Here is a 14,933-nt window from a genome sequence, read left to right as displayed (position 1 = left end):
ATCGGCCGGCTACCGCCGCAGCGAAGGGGCCTGGGCGCAGCGCAGTACCTCGAGGAACTCCTCGGGGTGCAGGTCCGAGTCGGCCAACCGCGGCTTCTCCTGGCAGGCCTGCAGGCCGGCCAGGACGATCTCGAGCGAGCGCCGCCACAGGTCGGGGCGCACCGCGCGGCAGCCGTCCATCACCGGGCCGACCATCAGCGGGATCATACCCAGGTCGTACGAGGTGATGCCGGGCCGCAGCACCCCGGCCGCGTGCCCGCGGGCGACGATCTGGTCGATCAACGGCAGCAGGCGGGCCCGGCAGGTGGTCATCGTGTCGCTGGTGACGTTGAACATCAGGAACTCTTTCAGCCCCCGATTGCCGGCCTGGACCTCCAGCGACCGGGTCACGAACGTGACCAGGCCCTGCCACGCGTCCTCGACCTCCAGGGCACGCTCGGCCAGCTCGACCACCTGGTCCACGTCCTCGGCGAACAGGGCCTCGAGCAGGGAGTCCTTGTCGGGGAAGCGGCGGTAGACGGTGCCCACGGCCACGTCGGCCGCCTCGGCCAGCTGGTCGTGACTGACGCCGAGCCCCTGCTCGGCCAGCAGCGTGCGGGCAGCCGTGAGGATCCGCTGGCGGTTGCGTTCAGCGTCTTTCCGCAGCGGCCGGCACATGCGTCCCCGGTCCTCACCCATCGCCTGAGTGTACCTGCCGTGGCACTTTCGGGCGAGAAAAGTTGAGAACCCGTTTTAAAGTTGACAGGCCTCTCCACATGGGGGCTATGGTCGTACCGTTCTCGATGTCGAGAGCTTCCTCCACTTGGACTCGCGGCGAGCGACTGCCGGGCGGAACGCCCGAAGGGCCGCGGCCCTCCCAGACTTCCTTTCCACGAAATGGACCACCATGACGTCTGTAGACAGCGTCGGTCAGGTGCCGGCCGAATCCACGGCCGAGCAGCCTGCCGCCAGTGATCCCCGCCGGTGGTGGGCGCTCGCGGTGATCGCCGTCGCCCAGCTGATGGTCGTGCTCGACGCGTCCATCGTGAACATCGCCCTCCCCTCGGCCCAGGCCGACCTGAACATCAGCGACGCCAACCGGCAGTGGGTGCTCACCGCCTACGCCCTGGCCTTCGGCGCCCTGCTGCTGCTGGGTGGCCGCATCGCCGACTACACCGGCCGTAAGCGGATCTTCCTGATCGGCCTGATCGGCTTCGCCGGCGCCTCCGCCCTGGGCGGCGCCGCGGTGAACGACCTCATGCTCTTCGGCGCCCGTGGTCTGCAGGGCCTGTTCGCCGCCCTGCTCGCCCCCGCCGCCCTGTCGCTGCTGCAGGTCAGCTTCACCGACGCGAAGGAGCGCGCCCGCGCGTTCGGCGTCTACGGCGCGGTCTCCGGCACCGGTGCGGCCATCGGCCTGATTCTCGGTGGCGTGCTCACCGAGTACCTCAACTGGCGCTGGACCCTGCTGGTCAACGTGCCGATCGCGATCCTGGCCGCGGTGGCCGCGGTCAGCGTGGTGCGTGAGAGCAAGGCGCACGGCGACACCCGTTACGACGTGCCGGGTGCGGTGCTGGTCAGCGGTGGTCTGGCCGCCCTGGTCTACGGCTTCACCCAGGCCGCCGAGGCCGCCGACGGCTGGAGCGCCACCAGCACGATCACCTGGCTCGTGGTCTCGGCCGTGCTGCTGGTCGGCTTCGTGGTCTGGGAGACCCGCACCCACCACCCGCTGCTGCCGCTGCGCGTGGTGCTCGACCGCAACCGGGGCGCCGCCTTCGCCTCGTCGCTGCTGATCGGGGCCGGGCTGTTCGCCATGTTCCTGTTCCTGACCTACTACTTCCAGCAGAACCTGGGCTACAGCGCGATCAAGTCCGGCTTCGCCTTCCTCCCGTTCAGCGCAGGCATCATCGTTGCCGCCACAGTGGCCAGCAGCCTGATGCCGAAGGTCAACCCCCGGGTGCTGCTCGTGGTCGGCGGGGCGATGGCCACCGGTGGCCTGGCCCTGCTCACCCAGATCGAGGCCGACAGCAGCTGGCTCACCCTGGTCCTGCCCGCCGAGATCCTGATCAGCCTGGGCATGGGCCTGTACTTCGTGGTCTCGGCCAGCGTGGCCCTGGCCGGGGTCGAGGAGCACGACGCCGGTGTGGCCAGCGCCATGCTGAACACCTCGCAGCAGATCGGTGGGGCGCTCGGGATCGCGCTGCTGAACACGTTCTTCGCCAGCACGGTGACCGACTGGCTGGCCGAGCACATGGGCTCCGGCTCGCCCGAGCAGCTCGCCGCCCAGGCCTCGATCCAGGGCTACCACGTGGCGTTCTGGATCGGCGCCGGCTTCATCGGGGCGGCCACCTTGATCGTGCTGGCCCTGGTGAACGCCCGCAGCAAGGACCTGAGCACCGAGGGCATGGTTCACGCCGGCTGAGGTGACAGCCGGTCATCACAGGCCGGGGACGTCGGTGAGCCCAGTGGAGGGACCTGGGCTCACCGGCGTCCTCAGTTCTTTTGCTCTTCGATCTCGGCGGTGAAGCTCAGCACCGCATCGGCCAGCGGGCCGGTGACCGGCCCGGAGAGCGCGTGTCCCATGCCGGGAACGGTTACCAGGCGGGCATTCCCGATCGTGTCGGCGATGTACCGGGCGTGCGGCGGCGGATTGATCGGGTCCTCCGGGGCCTCGACCACCAGCACCGGCACCTGTACGGCGGCCAGTTCCGGCCCGCGGTCCAGCCCGTCCTGAGCGGCCCGGGCGTGGGCGGTGGACGAGCGGTCGTGACCGGTGTGCTCGATGATCCGTCGTTCGAGGCGCTCGAACTCGGCCGGGTCGAACGAGAGCGCGCGCCCGTTCAGCATGCGCCAGTGATTCACCCGGAACGCCAGCTCCGCCTCGGGTCCGCGCTCGTCGCCCAGGTGTTCCCACAGCTCGAGCAGCTCCGGCTGCGGCCCGGGCAGACCGGCGCTCTCGTCCAGCCAGGCCCCCAGCGCGGCAGTGGCGAAAACGGTGGCGCTGAGTAGCCTTTCCGGATGCTCGAGCAGGAGCACCTGCACCAGGGTGCCACCCAGCGACATGCCGACCACGTGCGCCCGGTCGATGCCCAGCCCGTCCATCAGCTTCACCACGTCGGCGGCCAGATCGGTCAGCGGGTAGGGGTGCTCGTCGAAAGCCCAGGTGGAACGGCCGGTGTCACGATGGTCGTAGCGGATCACCCGATGCCGGGCGGCCAGCCGCGCGACGAGCTCGTCCGGCCAGGTCACCCCGCTCGCGTTCGCCCCCATCACGAGCACCAGCGCAGAACCCGCACCCTGCTCCTCGGCCCACAGCGTGTAGTCCGGACTCACCGGCACCTGATGCTCCATGGGCCGTCACGCTAACAACCCCACTGCTCACCGGCTCGGATTTATTATCTGAAACGCACCGGCCCCGACTGCCACGATGGCCCGATGACGGATGAGGATCTCAAGGCCGACCTGCACAACTACCTGAAAGAGGGGCGCACCGCGCTGCTCTGGAAGCTCGAGGGCCTGTCGGAGTACGACCTGCGGCGCCCGCTGGTCCCGACCGGCACCAACCTGCTCGGGCTGGTGAAACACACGTCCAACACCGAAGCCGGCTATTTCGGCTCGGTGTTCGGGCGGCCCTGCCCCGCCGAGCAGTTCCCCTGGGGCGCCGAGGACGAGTCCGACGACCCGAACATCGACATGTACGCCGCCGAGGACGAGACTCCGCAGCAGGTCCTCGAGCGCTACCGCCAGGTGTGCGAGCACGCCGACGCCACCATCGAGGCCCTTCCCCTGGACGCACCCGGCACGGTGCCGTGGTGGCGGGGCGAGCGCAGTCAGGTCACCCTGCACCGCATCCTCACCCACATGATCGCCGAACTGCACCGGCACGCGGGCCACGCCGACATCGTCCGCGAACTGATCGACGGCGAGGCCGGGCACCGGCCCGAGAGCTCCAACCTGCCGGACAACGACTGGTCGGCCTATCGGGAGCAGCTGGAGGCCCTCGCCCTGCGGTTCCGCGAGCAGCCGGCCTGATCTCACTGGCTGAACCAACAGTGGACGGTTCTGGGCACCGATCGGTGCCCAGAACCGTCCACTGTCGGTTGCCTTTCAGCTCTGGGTGGTCACGCTCAGCGGCCACCACGACGGGAGCATCTGAACGTAGACGCTCAGGAAGTCGTCCACCGACAGGTCCGGGCGCTCCAGCCAGCCCGCGATCGCCCCGACCGTGCCGTCGGCGACCAGCCGGGCCGCGATGTCGGCCGCCGCGTCGTCGGGCACCCCGGCCACCGGCATCTCGATCCGTACCCGGGCCAGGTCGAGCAGGATCCGGCTGGACTCGAGGAAGTGCGAGCCGAGCATCGAGCGCAGGCCCACCTCGGAGGTGTAGGCCAGGTCGCGCCGGTAGATCGCGATGTGGTCCTCGATGTGCCGCATCACGCCCTGGGTGACCTCGGTGGCCACCACGGCCAGGTCGGCCCCGGTCTCGGCCAGCAGCGGCTCGCGCAGGGCGTCGAGATCCACCAGCAGGGCCTGACGCAGCAGGTCGTCGGGCGACGAGGCGTGCTCGTAGAAGGTGGATCGGTGCACCCCCGCCTCCCGGGCCAGCTCGGACACGCTGACCTGGGAGACCGGTCGTTCCTCGGCCAGCCGGAGCACGGCCTGGTGCAACCGCTCCCGACTCCGGCGCTGCCGTGCGTCCATTCGAGACCCTCCCGGGATTGTTTCCCGACACTTGTCGGTTATCTTGATGTCAACAGAACACATTGCCAAGGGCGGACGATCTCCCGACTGACCGTTCTCCCCCGGCTCGTCAGGACGGAGAACCATCATGGCCACTTACGACGTAGCGGGTCGTTCGGCGATCGTCACCGGCGCGGGCGCCGGGATCGGCCGCGCCATCGCACTGCTGCTGGCGGCGAACGGGGCGAGCGTCATCGTCTCGGACATCAAGCCGGACGACGCCGACCAGGTCGTCAAGGAGATCGCGGCGGCCGGCGGCACCGCCCGCGCCTTCGCCGGTGACGTGAGCGACCGGGACGTGAACTTCGCCCTGGTCGAGGCCGCGCAGGAACTGGCGCCGCTGGGCATCGCGGTGAACAACGCCGGGATCGGCGGGCCCAGCGCCCCGGTGGCCGAGTACACCCCGGAAGCCTGGAAGCGCGTCCTGGACATCAACCTGAACGGCATCTTCCACGGCCTGCAGGCCCAGGTGCCGGCCATGCTGGCGAACGGCGGCGGCTCGATCGTCAACATGGCCTCCATGCTCGGCTCGGTCGGCATCGCCGGTAACGCCGCCTACGTGACCACTAAGCACGCGCTGCTCGGCCTGACCAAGAACACCGCCCTGGAGTACTCCGGCCAGGGCATCCGGGTCAACGCCGTGGGCCCGGGGTTCATCAGCACCCCGGCGGTGGACGCCAGCCTGACCCCCGAGACCCAGCAGTACCTGGCCGGCGAGCACGCCCTGAAGCGTCTCGGCCGGCCGGAAGAGGTCGCCCACCTCGTCGCCTTCCTGGCCTCGGACGCCGCCAGCTTCGTCACGGGTAGCTTCCACCTCGTCGACGGTGGATACACGGCGCACTGAGCACATTTTGCACGACCGGGGAATCTCCGGCCCAATCGCCGGGCCGGACCTTCCCCGGTCCAGCCGGTTCTTAGCCCAGCGTTAGGCCTTTTGGCTCATCGCACTTAGCGTCTCTGCTCCTAGGGTCGGCGACCGTGACCCGTCGGAACAAGCGCATCGCCGGATTCCTGGCCGCCATCGCCCTGGCCGTGGCCGGGCTCGGCTACGTGGGTCTGCGCACCCAGAGCCCCTCCGCCAGTGCGGCCGAAGCCGGCCTGCTCCGTGTGCAGCAACCAGGTACGTCAGCCACCGCCTCGCCCACCCCGGTTCCCGCCGACGCGGCGGCGAAGCGGCTGGCCGAGAAGGTGGCCCGCACCAAGAAGGTGCTCACCGCGCGGGCGAACAAGGCCCGGGCGACGAAGCCGAAACCGGCCCCCACCACCACGCCCACCACGGCACCGACCAGCCCGGCCCCGACCGCGCCCGGCACGGCCAAGAAGGGCGCGGCCACCTGGAACCAGGACGGCATCAGCGCCTCGCTCAAGGACTCGGGCGTGAGCTGGTTCTACAACTGGGCCCCGGACCCGCAGGGCATCCCGGCCCCGGCCGGCGTCGAGTTCGTGCCGATGATCTGGGGCGCCGACGCGGTGAACGAGAGCACCCTGGCCACCGCCAAGAGCAACGGCGACACCCTGCTCGGCTTCAACGAGCCGGATCTGGGCGAGCAGTCGAACATGACGGTCGAACGCGCCCTGGAACTGTGGCCGCAGCTGCAGAAAACCGGCCTGCGGCTGGGCAGCCCGGCCGTGGCCTGGGGTGCCGACCAGAACGGGCAGTGGCTCGACCGGTTCATGAAGGGCGCCGACAGCAAGGGCTACAAGGTCGACTTCATCACGCTGCACTGGTACGGCTCGGACTTCAACCCGAAGAACGCCACCTCGCAGCTGAAGTCGTACGTCGAAGCCACCTACGCCAAGTACCGCAAGCCGATCTGGCTGACGGAGTACTCACTGATGAACTTCGGCAGCGGGCCCAAGTTCGCCTCCCCCGCCGACCAGGCCGAGTTCGTCCGGCTCTCCACCGAGATGCTCGAGAGCCTGGACTACGTCGAGCACTACTCCTGGTTCGCCTTCCCCACCTCGAAGAACGGCCAGGACGAGACCGGCCTGTACCGTCCGGGCGGAGCGATCACCGAGCCCGGCAAGGCCTACCGCTCAGCCGGCTCCTGATCCCGCCTCCACCGACTGCCGGCCCGGCGAGGCTTCCCCTGAAGTTGCCTCGCCGGGCCGGTGACCGAGTACGGCCGCCGCTCTTCGCAGTCAGCTCCACAGGCCCACCACCGAACGGAAGTCGTCGACGATCGGCGACACCACCTCGTCCATAATTTTCTGGATCTCGAGACTGGAAGGGGTGCCGGACTCCTCGCTCCAGGCGACGAGTACCTCCAGCCCGTGAGCCAATTCGGGCCTCACCTGGCTCCAGACCCGGGCCGCGGTCCCACGATCGGTGGTCCAGATCCCGTCGTGCACGCTGACCAGCCCGGACAGCGCCAGCAACGTCTTACGAGCCATCTTCCTGGCCAGCCCCTGAGTTTCGCCGCGCTGCAGAGCTTCACGCCAGGCCTCGGCCCGCCTGGCGATGTCGCCGTTGAAACCCCGCGCGGCCAGGGCATCGGCCTTGAAAGCCGGCCAGCCGGCGCTGAGGTCGGGCCCTGCCAAGAGCACGCAGTAGTGCCGCAGAAAGACCCGGTTCCCGTACGCCTCGTCCCCCTCCCCCAGCAGATCTTCGGGCGACGACACACTGACTTCGACGGCGCGCACCAACCCGGGCGGCGCATCTCTCAGCACGGGACCGGGCCCGACACTCAGCAGATCCAGATCCGAGACACCCGGCCGCGCCTGCCCAGTGGCCACCGAGCCGTACAGATACAGCGTCCCCTCGGTCATGCTCGCGGTGATCGCGCGAAGGGTGGGCTCGAAGATCGCCGGCACCCGCTCCCGGGCCACCCCGGTCACGATCGTCCCGTCGACCCCGATGCCCTCGTCCGGATCCAGCACTCCACCACTCCTTGTCCACCAGAGCCTGATGCCTACAGCCCGCACGGCTTTGTCTGCTCTCAGCCGCCCGGGCAGTCGCTGCTGTCACCACCGGACCGACAGACTGCGACCGGATAAGGGGGCGGCGCCGACTCCGAACGGGGCAGGGGAGTCAGATCATCGGGACAGTGGATGCGCTCTGCTTCGCCTCGATAGTGCGTGAACTTCAAGCGGTAACAGGCATCCCAAGCATCCTGGTGCCGGCGCAAGCCAAAGGTGGGACTGTCCAGGGCATCCTGGTGATGGTGAATCACCAGCTCGGCCATCCAGTCCAACAGATCGCTGGGCTCGAGGTCCTCGGCCCGCAGCACCGCCCACTGCCCCTGCGGCTCCTGCTGGTCGAGCACCGCATTCAGCAGGCCGGCCGCCGACCTCTGCCGGGGATAGCTCACCGCATCCGCCATCCGCTGGGCCGACTCATCCAGAGCCCGGTCCCCCTCAGGCCGCCCGAGCCACCACATCGTCACGGACACCACCGCAGCCACGAGCACGACAGCCACAGCCCACTTCCGTTTCCGCACTCGGCCTCCCAAGATTCGCTCGGCACCCTCAGGGAAAGCTACGGATCAGGTCGATCGTGCCCACGATGTTGTCATTGAATTCCTCCAGGCGTTCGGCGGGGATCCAGTATTCGAGAATGCTGCGCCCCCCGACCTGATGAACGGGGTATTGATCCAGATAGACCTTCCGGACCGCGAACCTGGTCACGTGCCCACTGCCTGACGCCGGCACGTTCCAGTCCCGGGCGATCCGGACGGCATAGTCCTCGTTCAGCACCGGATAGAAAATGGGCTGCTCCGGCAGACGAGGTGGCCACCGTAGCCATCCGCTCGCCCTCACCAGCTCCAGCTCTTCAGGCCCGGTCGGGCGCCAGAGGGTCACGGTGCTGTCCATGGTCGATGACGCTACTTTCCGGCATCGCATTGACACCACTGCAATATGAAGGCGAGGTTCTGCACCGCCAGGAGAAGGCGCCCCCTCCCTCACGTCTGCCGGACCCCCTCCGCGTGTATAGCGTTCGCTATACCCTTGCCATGGGGGAATGAGAGATCTACCTGGTGGATGAGGTGCGCGAATGGATCGAAGGGACGGACCCGGACACAGCGCTGCGCATCGTCGCCGCTCTGGACGCGCTGGCGGTGATCACATTCGCTGGCAGGACATCCGAGCCAAGATGGTCGAACGCGCCGGGGGCGAAGAAGCCGTTGCTGCGGAGACCGCGCGGCTTCTGGCTGAGGCAACTGGGCAGCGACTGGCCGAACTCAGGAAGACCCGAGGATTCACCCAACAGGAGATTGCTGAGCGCATGGGCGTCACGAAAGGTCGTGTCTCCCAGATTGAACGCGGTCAGATCTCAGGGCAGGAAGTACTTGCCCGATACGCCGCGGCTCTCGGCGGCCAACTGCATCAGGCGATCTACTTCGACGACGGTGACATCGCCGCCATCGCGTAGGCACAACAGAAAGGGATGCCGATCAGTCAAGCGCTGGTCGGCATCCCTTTTCTGTCAGGTGTCAGACGTTGAAGCGGAACTCGACCACGTCGCCGTCCTGCATGACGTAGTCCTTGCCCTCCATCCGCACCTTGCCCTTGGCCTTGGCCTCGACCATCGAACCGGCCTCGATCAGGTCGTCGAAGCTGACGATCTCGGCCTTGATGAAGCCGCGCTGGAAGTCGGTGTGGATGACGCCGGCGGCCTGCGGGGCGGTCCAGCCCTGGCGGATCGTCCAGGCGCGGGACTCCTTCGGGCCGGCCGTGAGGTACGTCTGCAGGCCGAGGGTGTGGAAGCCGACCTTGGCCAGCTGGTCCATGCCGGACTCGTTCTGCCCCACGCTGGCCAGCAGCTCGGCGGCCTCCTCCTCGTCCAGCTCGATCAGCTCGGACTCCAGCTTGGCGTTGAGGAAGATCGCGTCCGCGGGGGCGACCAGGTCACGCATCTTGGTCTGCAGCGCCTCGTCGGACAGGCCGTCCTCGTCCACGTTGAACACGTAGATGAAGGGCTTGCTGGTCATCAGGGTGAGCTCGCGCAGGTGCTCCATCTCGATGCCGGCCTTCGCGGCGCCCTTGGCCAGCGTGGTGCCCTCTTCGAGCAGTTTCTGCGCGGCGACGGCCGCGTCGAGCACCGCCTTGTCGGCCTTCTTGCCCTTGACCTCTTTCTCGAGGCGGGGAATGGCCTTCTCGAGCGTCTGCAGGTCGGCCAGCATCAGCTCGGTGTGGATCACCTCGATGTCGTCGGCGGGGTCGACCCGGCCGGCCACGTGCACCACGTCGTCGTCGACGAACGCGCGCACCACCTGGCAGATCGCGTCGGCCTCGCGGATGTTGGCGAGGAACTTGTTGCCCAGGCCCTCACCCTCGCTGGCGCCCTTGACGATGCCCGCGATGTCGACGAACGACACCGTGGCCGGGATCTGCTTCTCGCTGCCGAACACCCCGGCCAGCTTGCCGAGCCGCTCGTCGGGCAGCGGGACGACGCCGACGTTGGGCTCGATCGTGGCGAACGGGTAGTTCGCCGCGAGCACCTCCGCCTTGGTGAGGGCGTTGAAGAGCGTCGACTTGCCGACGTTCGGGAGACCGACGATGCCGATGGTGAGTGCCACGCGCCCAGGTTACTGGCCAGCGCGAGGAGTCCCGAATTGCGGACGTCGGTGGGCACCGGCGGCGGTCGGGCGCCGGTGCGCGGGTGTCCGACAGACAGCAATTGTGGACGTCGGTGGGCAAGGAGGGCGGGATCCGGCGGCACCGGGCATCAAGACTGTCGGTGCCACCTGACATCGTGAACGTATGACGACTTCGGTGGGCTTCCTGCTCGGCCTGATCCTGGGCCTGGCCCTGGCCACGGCCGGGGCGCTGGCGGCCTTCCGCCCGCTGCTGCAGGCCCGTCAGGCCGGGCTCGAGGCCGAGCGTGACCTGCTGCGCGAGCGCATCACCGATCTGGAGGCCGCCGCCGGGCAGGATCACGAGCTGGTGGCCACGCTGTCCCCGCTGGCCGCCACCCTGCAACGGGTCGAGAAGCAGGTGCAGACGCTGGAGCGCGACCGGGTGGAGCAGTTCTCCCGTCTCGACGAGCACCTCAGCGCCGTACACGCCTCCGGCGAGTCGCTCCGCGCCCAGACCGCCGCGCTCGCCGGGGCTCTGCGCTCCCCCACCTCTCGCGGCGCCTGGGGCGAGGTGCAGCTACGCCGTGTGGTCGAGCACGCCGGCATGCTCCCCCGGGTCGACTTCCTCACCCAGGCCTCGGGCACCACCCCCGACGGCGCCGGCGTCCGCCCCGACCTCCTGGTCAACCTGCCCGGCGGCAAATACGTCGTGGTCGACGCCAAGGCCCCGCTCGCCGCCTTCCTCGAAGCCAGCGAGAAGGGCGAGGCCGCACTCACCGCCGCAGCCGGGGCTCACGCCAAGGCCCTGCGCGCCCACGTCGACTCCCTGGCCGCCAAGGAGTACTGGACGGCCTTCCAGCCCACCCCCCAGCTGGTGATCTGCTTCGTGCCGGGCGAGGCCTTCCTCGCCGCCGCCTGCACCGCCGACCCCAGCCTGCTCGAGCACGCCATGGCCCGGCGCGTCGTCCTGGCCACCCCCACCACCCTCCTCGCCCTGCTCCGCACCATCGCCCTCACCTGGCAGTCCGAGGCCGTCAGCGGCAACGCCCGGCACCTGCTGGAGATCGGCACCGAGCTCTACCGCCGCCTGGCCGGCCTCGGCGAGCACGCCGGCAAACTCGGCCGCGACCTGCACCGGGTGGTCGAGGACTACAACGCCCTGGTCGGCGCCCTCGAGCGCCGGGTCCTGGTCACCGCCCGCAAGATGCAGGACCTCGACCTGGTCGACCACGACATCCCCGCCCTGGCCCCCCTCGAGTCCAGCCCCCGCCCCCTCACCGCCGAAGAGCTCATCACCGGCCCGCCCAGCACAGCCCCCAACACGCTGGACCTGGAAAACCGCCACGGACGAAGAGAACTCCGCCCCGAACAACCCACCTTCAGCCCGGAAAGCCCACTGGACCACCGGCCACACTGACCCCCAGTACAAGCCGCAGCCCAGGAAGCCCAGTCAGCAAGCGACCAAGCAGCACATCGCCCGCACGTTCGATCAGCCGCACACTCGGTCGGCCGGGCAATCGGTCGGCCCACTCTGGGTTGGCCGCACTGTCGCTCCGCCGCCCAGCTCGGTCGGCCGCTCGGTCAGCCGCTCCGCTCAGGCACCCCGTCCGTTCGGTCAGCCGCACACACGGTCGCCCACCACCCGGCCGCTCGTACACTCGGTCGGCCGCCTGCTCGCTCGGCCGCCCCGTTCGGTCGGCCGCGCACTCAGGCGGCCCCACGCTCGGTTGGCCGCACTCTCGCTCAGCCGCCCAGCTCGCTCAGCCGCCCAGCTCGGTCAGCCGCCCAGCTCGGTCAGCCGCCCAGCTCGGTCAGCCGCACACTCGTGCGGGCCGCCTGCTCAGCCGCCCGCACATTCGATCGGCCGCCCGCGCACTCGGCCGCCCCCTCAGGCCCCCGCACCCTAGGTCGCCGCTGTTCGCCGCACTGCCTTGATCGGCCGACCCCCGATCGCCCACTGCCTGCCAGGGCCACCCGAACCCGCCGGCCGCAGCACATCCCGACCAGACCGATCCAACAGGCTCACCGGCACAGTCCCGTTCAAGGGCATGGTGGTAAGTCGCTGCCGTAGCGAGGAGGTGCCGGTGGTCGTCTGGCAAGCCGTTCGGAAGCCCGCGTAGCGGTGTTGTTCTACGCGTCCTCCCGAACGGCGCAGTCCAGACGGCCACCGGGTGCCCCGCAGTTGGCATGGGCTCACGGAACATGACCTAGCTAGTAGCCGACGCTCTTCAGCGCGTGGCTGATCTCCTTCTCCCGGAAACCTTCGTAGTCCAGCTGGGTGCGCAGTTCGTCGCGTGAGAAGGACGTCAGCTCGAGGTAGCTCGCGGCGGATTCGGCGGCCTCCTTGTTCCACAGCTTTGCACTGCCCACCTGATCGATCGCGAAACCGGTCTGCCCGGCTGTGAATCCCTCGAACTTGAGCTGCTTGGCCAGGCCCTTCTCGGAGAATGCGCCGGTCTCGAGATAGCTTTCGGCCGACTCCGCGGCTTCGTCGTTCCACAGTCCGGGGCTTCCGGTCTCGGCTACGGCGAACTTGGCCTCCTTGGCCGAGTAGCCCTCGAACTTGAGCTGCTTGATCAGGCCCTTCTTCGAGAAGGCGCCCGTGTCCAGGTAGCTTTCGGCCGATCCGACGGCGTTCTGCTGGCCGAGGCTCCATCGGGACTGCTCGGATTCTTCGGCGTCCTTCTGTTCGACGGTCGGCTCGTCGGAATCCTTGGGCTTCGATTTCTCAGCTGAGTCCGGGGCTCCGGCCGAAGCGGCGCCTGACTTGGAGGCGGCCGCGTCGTCACCGTCGCCCGAATCTGGCGTGGAGAGGGCGATCACGGTGCACACGACCGCGAAGACCCCCGGGAACAGGAACCGCTTCTTCTGGTACCAGGATCGCTTGTTCGGTGGGCGGGGAGGATTCTGCTGGGGCGGCGTGTAAGGGGCACCCTGCGCCTGCCCCCAAGGTTGTGGGTAGCCGCCCGGTTGATGGTCGGGCTGGTGGCTTGGTTGATGGCCCGGTGGATAGGCCGCCTGCTGGTAGCCGGGCTGCGGATATGAGGACTGTCGGTATCCAGCCGCCTGTCCGTAGCCAGACCCCGAGCCCTCGGGCTGAGCGTTATGGGGCTGCCGGTACCCGGTCTGCGGAGCAATGAACTGCCTGTAGCCGCCCGGCCCGTATCCACGTTGCGACCCGTCGGGCTGCACATCATCGGGCCGCCCGTAACCAGACTCCGAGCCGCCGGGCGTGTTATCGACCCGGGAATCAGGCTCCCATCCGGGCCGTTCGGCTGCCGGGATCGAGGCCCGGTCATCGGACTGCTGATAGTAAGACGGCCGGTAACCGGACTCCTGAGCATCAGGCTGTCCGTAGTGCGGCTCCGGGTATCCATTGGGCGGCTCATAGTCGGACCGGTAGTCAGGCTCCGAGTCGGGCCGCCCGTAACCCCATTCGTCATCGCGAGGCTGTTCATAGCCGGACTGCCCGTACTGAGCCCCCGCCGGCGGCACAGCATTCCCCTGCTTGTAGACCGCCTGGCGCTCCTGCTCATTGGGGCCGCCGTACCATTGACCAGGCGGCCGTTGCTGGTTCCGGTCGTCACCTGGGCGTGGGTTGGCATGCTTCACGGCGACCCCTCGAGGGAATTCTCAAAAGTGATGTCTCTTCGCCATCGCCGCGTCCACCCCCAGTGCTACACCGGTCACAGCTTTCATCCGTTCAGCGCGTAACACATTGGCCGTTCGGATGAATGCGCCTACAACGAACCCCAGTCCTTCGACACCCGCAGCAGGTGCTCGCGCACGGCCGCCAGGGGTTGCTGCGTCTCCTCGCCGGCCCGCCAGGCCAGATAGCCGGTGTTCAGGGGCAGCTCTTCTCCGCGATGCAGCATCTGGATGCTTCCGGCCTCCAGCGCCGGCCGGGCGATGTACCGGGGCAAGACGCTGATTCCCACGCCGGCCGCGACCGCCGCCAGCACGGCCCGAAGGTCCGGCACGGTGAGGGCGACGCGGTTGGGCGGACGCTGGCCGAAAAGGGTTCGCCAGTAACGCCGCACGATCGGCAGATCGTCTGCGTAGGCGACCAGGGGCAGGTGGGCCAGGGCGGCCACGGGGCGGGTCTGCAGTTCGGCCGGGTCGATCGACCGGGCCTGGGAGGCCGTGCCCACCAGCAGGAACTCCTCGTCGAAGAGCGGGACGGCGGCGAGGCCGGGCCGCTTGGGCCGGACGGCCGAGACCACGAGGTCCAGTTCCTGTTCGGCCAGGGCGGTGAGCAGGTGCTCGGCCTGCCCGAGGGTGATGTGCACCTGCAGACCGGCGCCGAGCAGCGGAGCCAAGGAGGGCAGGACCCGTAGAGCCATGATCTCGGCCGGGCCGCCCAGGCGAAGCGACCCGACGACCTCGGACGGCTCGACGGCCTCGGGGCGCAGGACTTCGCGTAGACGCCCGAGGGGTTCACCCACCTGCGCGGCCAGGCGCTCGGCGGAGGCGGTGGGCCGGGTGCCGCGGCGGGACCGTTCGAACAGTTTCAGCCCGAGCCGGGTCTCCAGCCGGGCGATGCGATCGGTCAGCGCGGGCTGGGAGACCCCCAGGTCGGCGGCCGCCGCGGTGATCGAGCCGCGCTGGTAGACGCGCATGAAGGCTTCGAGCAAGTCAAGCTCCTGCATACCGCCAAGCATAGAAAAGCTGATGACCCGCCCGGATGATCACGGGGCG

General features: G+C 68.9%; 15 protein-coding genes. 6 read left to right on the top strand and 9 right to left on the bottom strand.

Translation table 11 applies throughout. The features are described from left to right. Nucleotides 1-9: 9 nt before the first annotated feature. The gene (locus QSK18_RS08720) at nucleotides 10-678 is read right to left on the bottom strand and encodes a TetR/AcrR family transcriptional regulator (protein WP_232809290.1); all 669 of its coding nucleotides are present in this window, start codon (nucleotides 676-678) and stop codon (nucleotides 10-12) included. 208 nt (nucleotides 679-886) lie between these two features. On the opposite strand from QSK18_RS08720, the gene QSK18_RS08715 reads away from it, so the two are divergent. Beyond that, the gene (locus QSK18_RS08715) at nucleotides 887-2,398 is read left to right on the top strand and encodes an MFS transporter (RefSeq protein WP_232809291.1); all 1,512 of its coding nucleotides are present in this window, start codon (nucleotides 887-889) and stop codon (nucleotides 2,396-2,398) included. Nucleotides 2,399-2,469: 71 nt separating this feature from the next. On the opposite strand, the gene QSK18_RS08710 is transcribed toward QSK18_RS08715, so the two are convergent. Further along, complete coding sequence (locus tag QSK18_RS08710; RefSeq protein WP_232809292.1) at nucleotides 2,470-3,327, bottom strand: alpha/beta fold hydrolase; 858 nt, start codon at nucleotides 3,325-3,327, stop codon at nucleotides 2,470-2,472. Between the two features lie 84 nt (nucleotides 3,328-3,411). Between QSK18_RS08710 and QSK18_RS08705 the strand changes: the two genes are divergently transcribed. Continuing rightward, entirely contained in the window at nucleotides 3,412-4,008 is a 597-nt protein-coding gene (locus tag QSK18_RS08705; protein ID WP_285617707.1) for a DinB family protein, read from the top strand. Between the two features lie 75 nt (nucleotides 4,009-4,083). Here QSK18_RS08705 and QSK18_RS08700 read toward each other — a convergent pair whose 3' ends face one another. Then, entirely contained in the window at nucleotides 4,084-4,677 is a 594-nt protein-coding gene (locus QSK18_RS08700) for a TetR/AcrR family transcriptional regulator (protein WP_232809294.1), read from the bottom strand. Nucleotides 4,678-4,804: 127 nt separating this feature from the next. Here QSK18_RS08700 and QSK18_RS08695 point away from each other — a divergent pair, with 127 nt between their 5' ends. Then, on the top strand, nucleotides 4,805-5,560 hold the full coding sequence (locus QSK18_RS08695; protein ID WP_232809295.1) for an SDR family NAD(P)-dependent oxidoreductase: 756 nt from the start codon (nucleotides 4,805-4,807) through the stop codon (nucleotides 5,558-5,560). Between the two features lie 134 nt (nucleotides 5,561-5,694). Beyond that, complete coding sequence (locus QSK18_RS08690) at nucleotides 5,695-6,768, top strand: glycoside hydrolase family protein (protein WP_285617706.1); 1,074 nt, start codon at nucleotides 5,695-5,697, stop codon at nucleotides 6,766-6,768. A gap of 90 nt (nucleotides 6,769-6,858) precedes the next feature. Here QSK18_RS08690 and QSK18_RS08685 read toward each other — a convergent pair whose 3' ends face one another. Genes QSK18_RS08685 through QSK18_RS08675 form a run of 3 tightly spaced genes read right to left on the bottom strand, consistent with a single transcriptional unit; the run spans nucleotide 6,859 to nucleotide 8,529 of the window. Then, nucleotides 6,859-7,596: a nucleotidyltransferase domain-containing protein gene (locus QSK18_RS08685; protein WP_232809297.1), complete on the bottom strand. Its 738-nt coding sequence runs from the start codon at nucleotides 7,594-7,596 to the stop codon at nucleotides 6,859-6,861. A gap of 59 nt (nucleotides 7,597-7,655) precedes the next feature. Beyond that, a complete protein-coding gene (locus tag QSK18_RS08680; RefSeq protein WP_232809298.1) occupies nucleotides 7,656-8,135 on the bottom strand; it encodes a hypothetical protein in 480 nt (159 codons plus the stop codon). Nucleotides 8,136-8,184: 49 nt separating this feature from the next. Continuing rightward, nucleotides 8,185-8,529: a hypothetical protein gene (locus QSK18_RS08675; RefSeq protein ID WP_285617705.1), complete on the bottom strand. Its 345-nt coding sequence runs from the start codon at nucleotides 8,527-8,529 to the stop codon at nucleotides 8,185-8,187. Between the two features lie 280 nt (nucleotides 8,530-8,809). Between QSK18_RS08675 and QSK18_RS08670 the strand changes: the two genes are divergently transcribed. Then, nucleotides 8,810-9,088 carry a helix-turn-helix domain-containing protein gene (locus QSK18_RS08670; RefSeq protein ID WP_285617704.1) on the top strand — a complete coding sequence of 93 codons (279 nt, stop codon included), beginning with the start codon at nucleotides 8,810-8,812 and terminating at the stop codon, nucleotides 9,086-9,088. A gap of 61 nt (nucleotides 9,089-9,149) precedes the next feature. On the opposite strand, the gene ychF is transcribed toward QSK18_RS08670, so the two are convergent. Beyond that, entirely contained in the window at nucleotides 9,150-10,235 is a 1,086-nt protein-coding gene (gene ychF, locus QSK18_RS08665; RefSeq protein WP_232809301.1) for a redox-regulated ATPase YchF, read from the bottom strand. A 184-nt stretch (nucleotides 10,236-10,419) separates the two neighbouring features. On the opposite strand from ychF, the gene QSK18_RS08660 reads away from it, so the two are divergent. After that, nucleotides 10,420-11,652: a DNA recombination protein RmuC gene (locus QSK18_RS08660; protein ID WP_285617703.1), complete on the top strand. Its 1,233-nt coding sequence runs from the start codon at nucleotides 10,420-10,422 to the stop codon at nucleotides 11,650-11,652. A gap of 794 nt (nucleotides 11,653-12,446) precedes the next feature. Here the strand turns inward: QSK18_RS08660 and QSK18_RS08655 are convergent. After that, nucleotides 12,447-13,847, bottom strand: coding sequence for an Ltp family lipoprotein (locus QSK18_RS08655; RefSeq protein WP_232809303.1), 1,401 nt, complete (start codon nucleotides 13,845-13,847; stop codon nucleotides 12,447-12,449). A 128-nt stretch (nucleotides 13,848-13,975) separates the two neighbouring features. After that, the gene (locus QSK18_RS08650; protein ID WP_232809304.1) at nucleotides 13,976-14,884 is read right to left on the bottom strand and encodes a LysR family transcriptional regulator; all 909 of its coding nucleotides are present in this window, start codon (nucleotides 14,882-14,884) and stop codon (nucleotides 13,976-13,978) included. Between the last annotated feature and the right edge of the window lie 49 nt (nucleotides 14,885-14,933).

Source organism: Kineosporia sp. NBRC 101677, from assembly GCF_030269265.1.
GTDB lineage: Bacteria > Actinomycetota > Actinomycetes > Actinomycetales > Kineosporiaceae > Kineosporia > Kineosporia rhizophila.
This window is presented reverse-complemented; position numbering and strand designations above follow the sequence as displayed.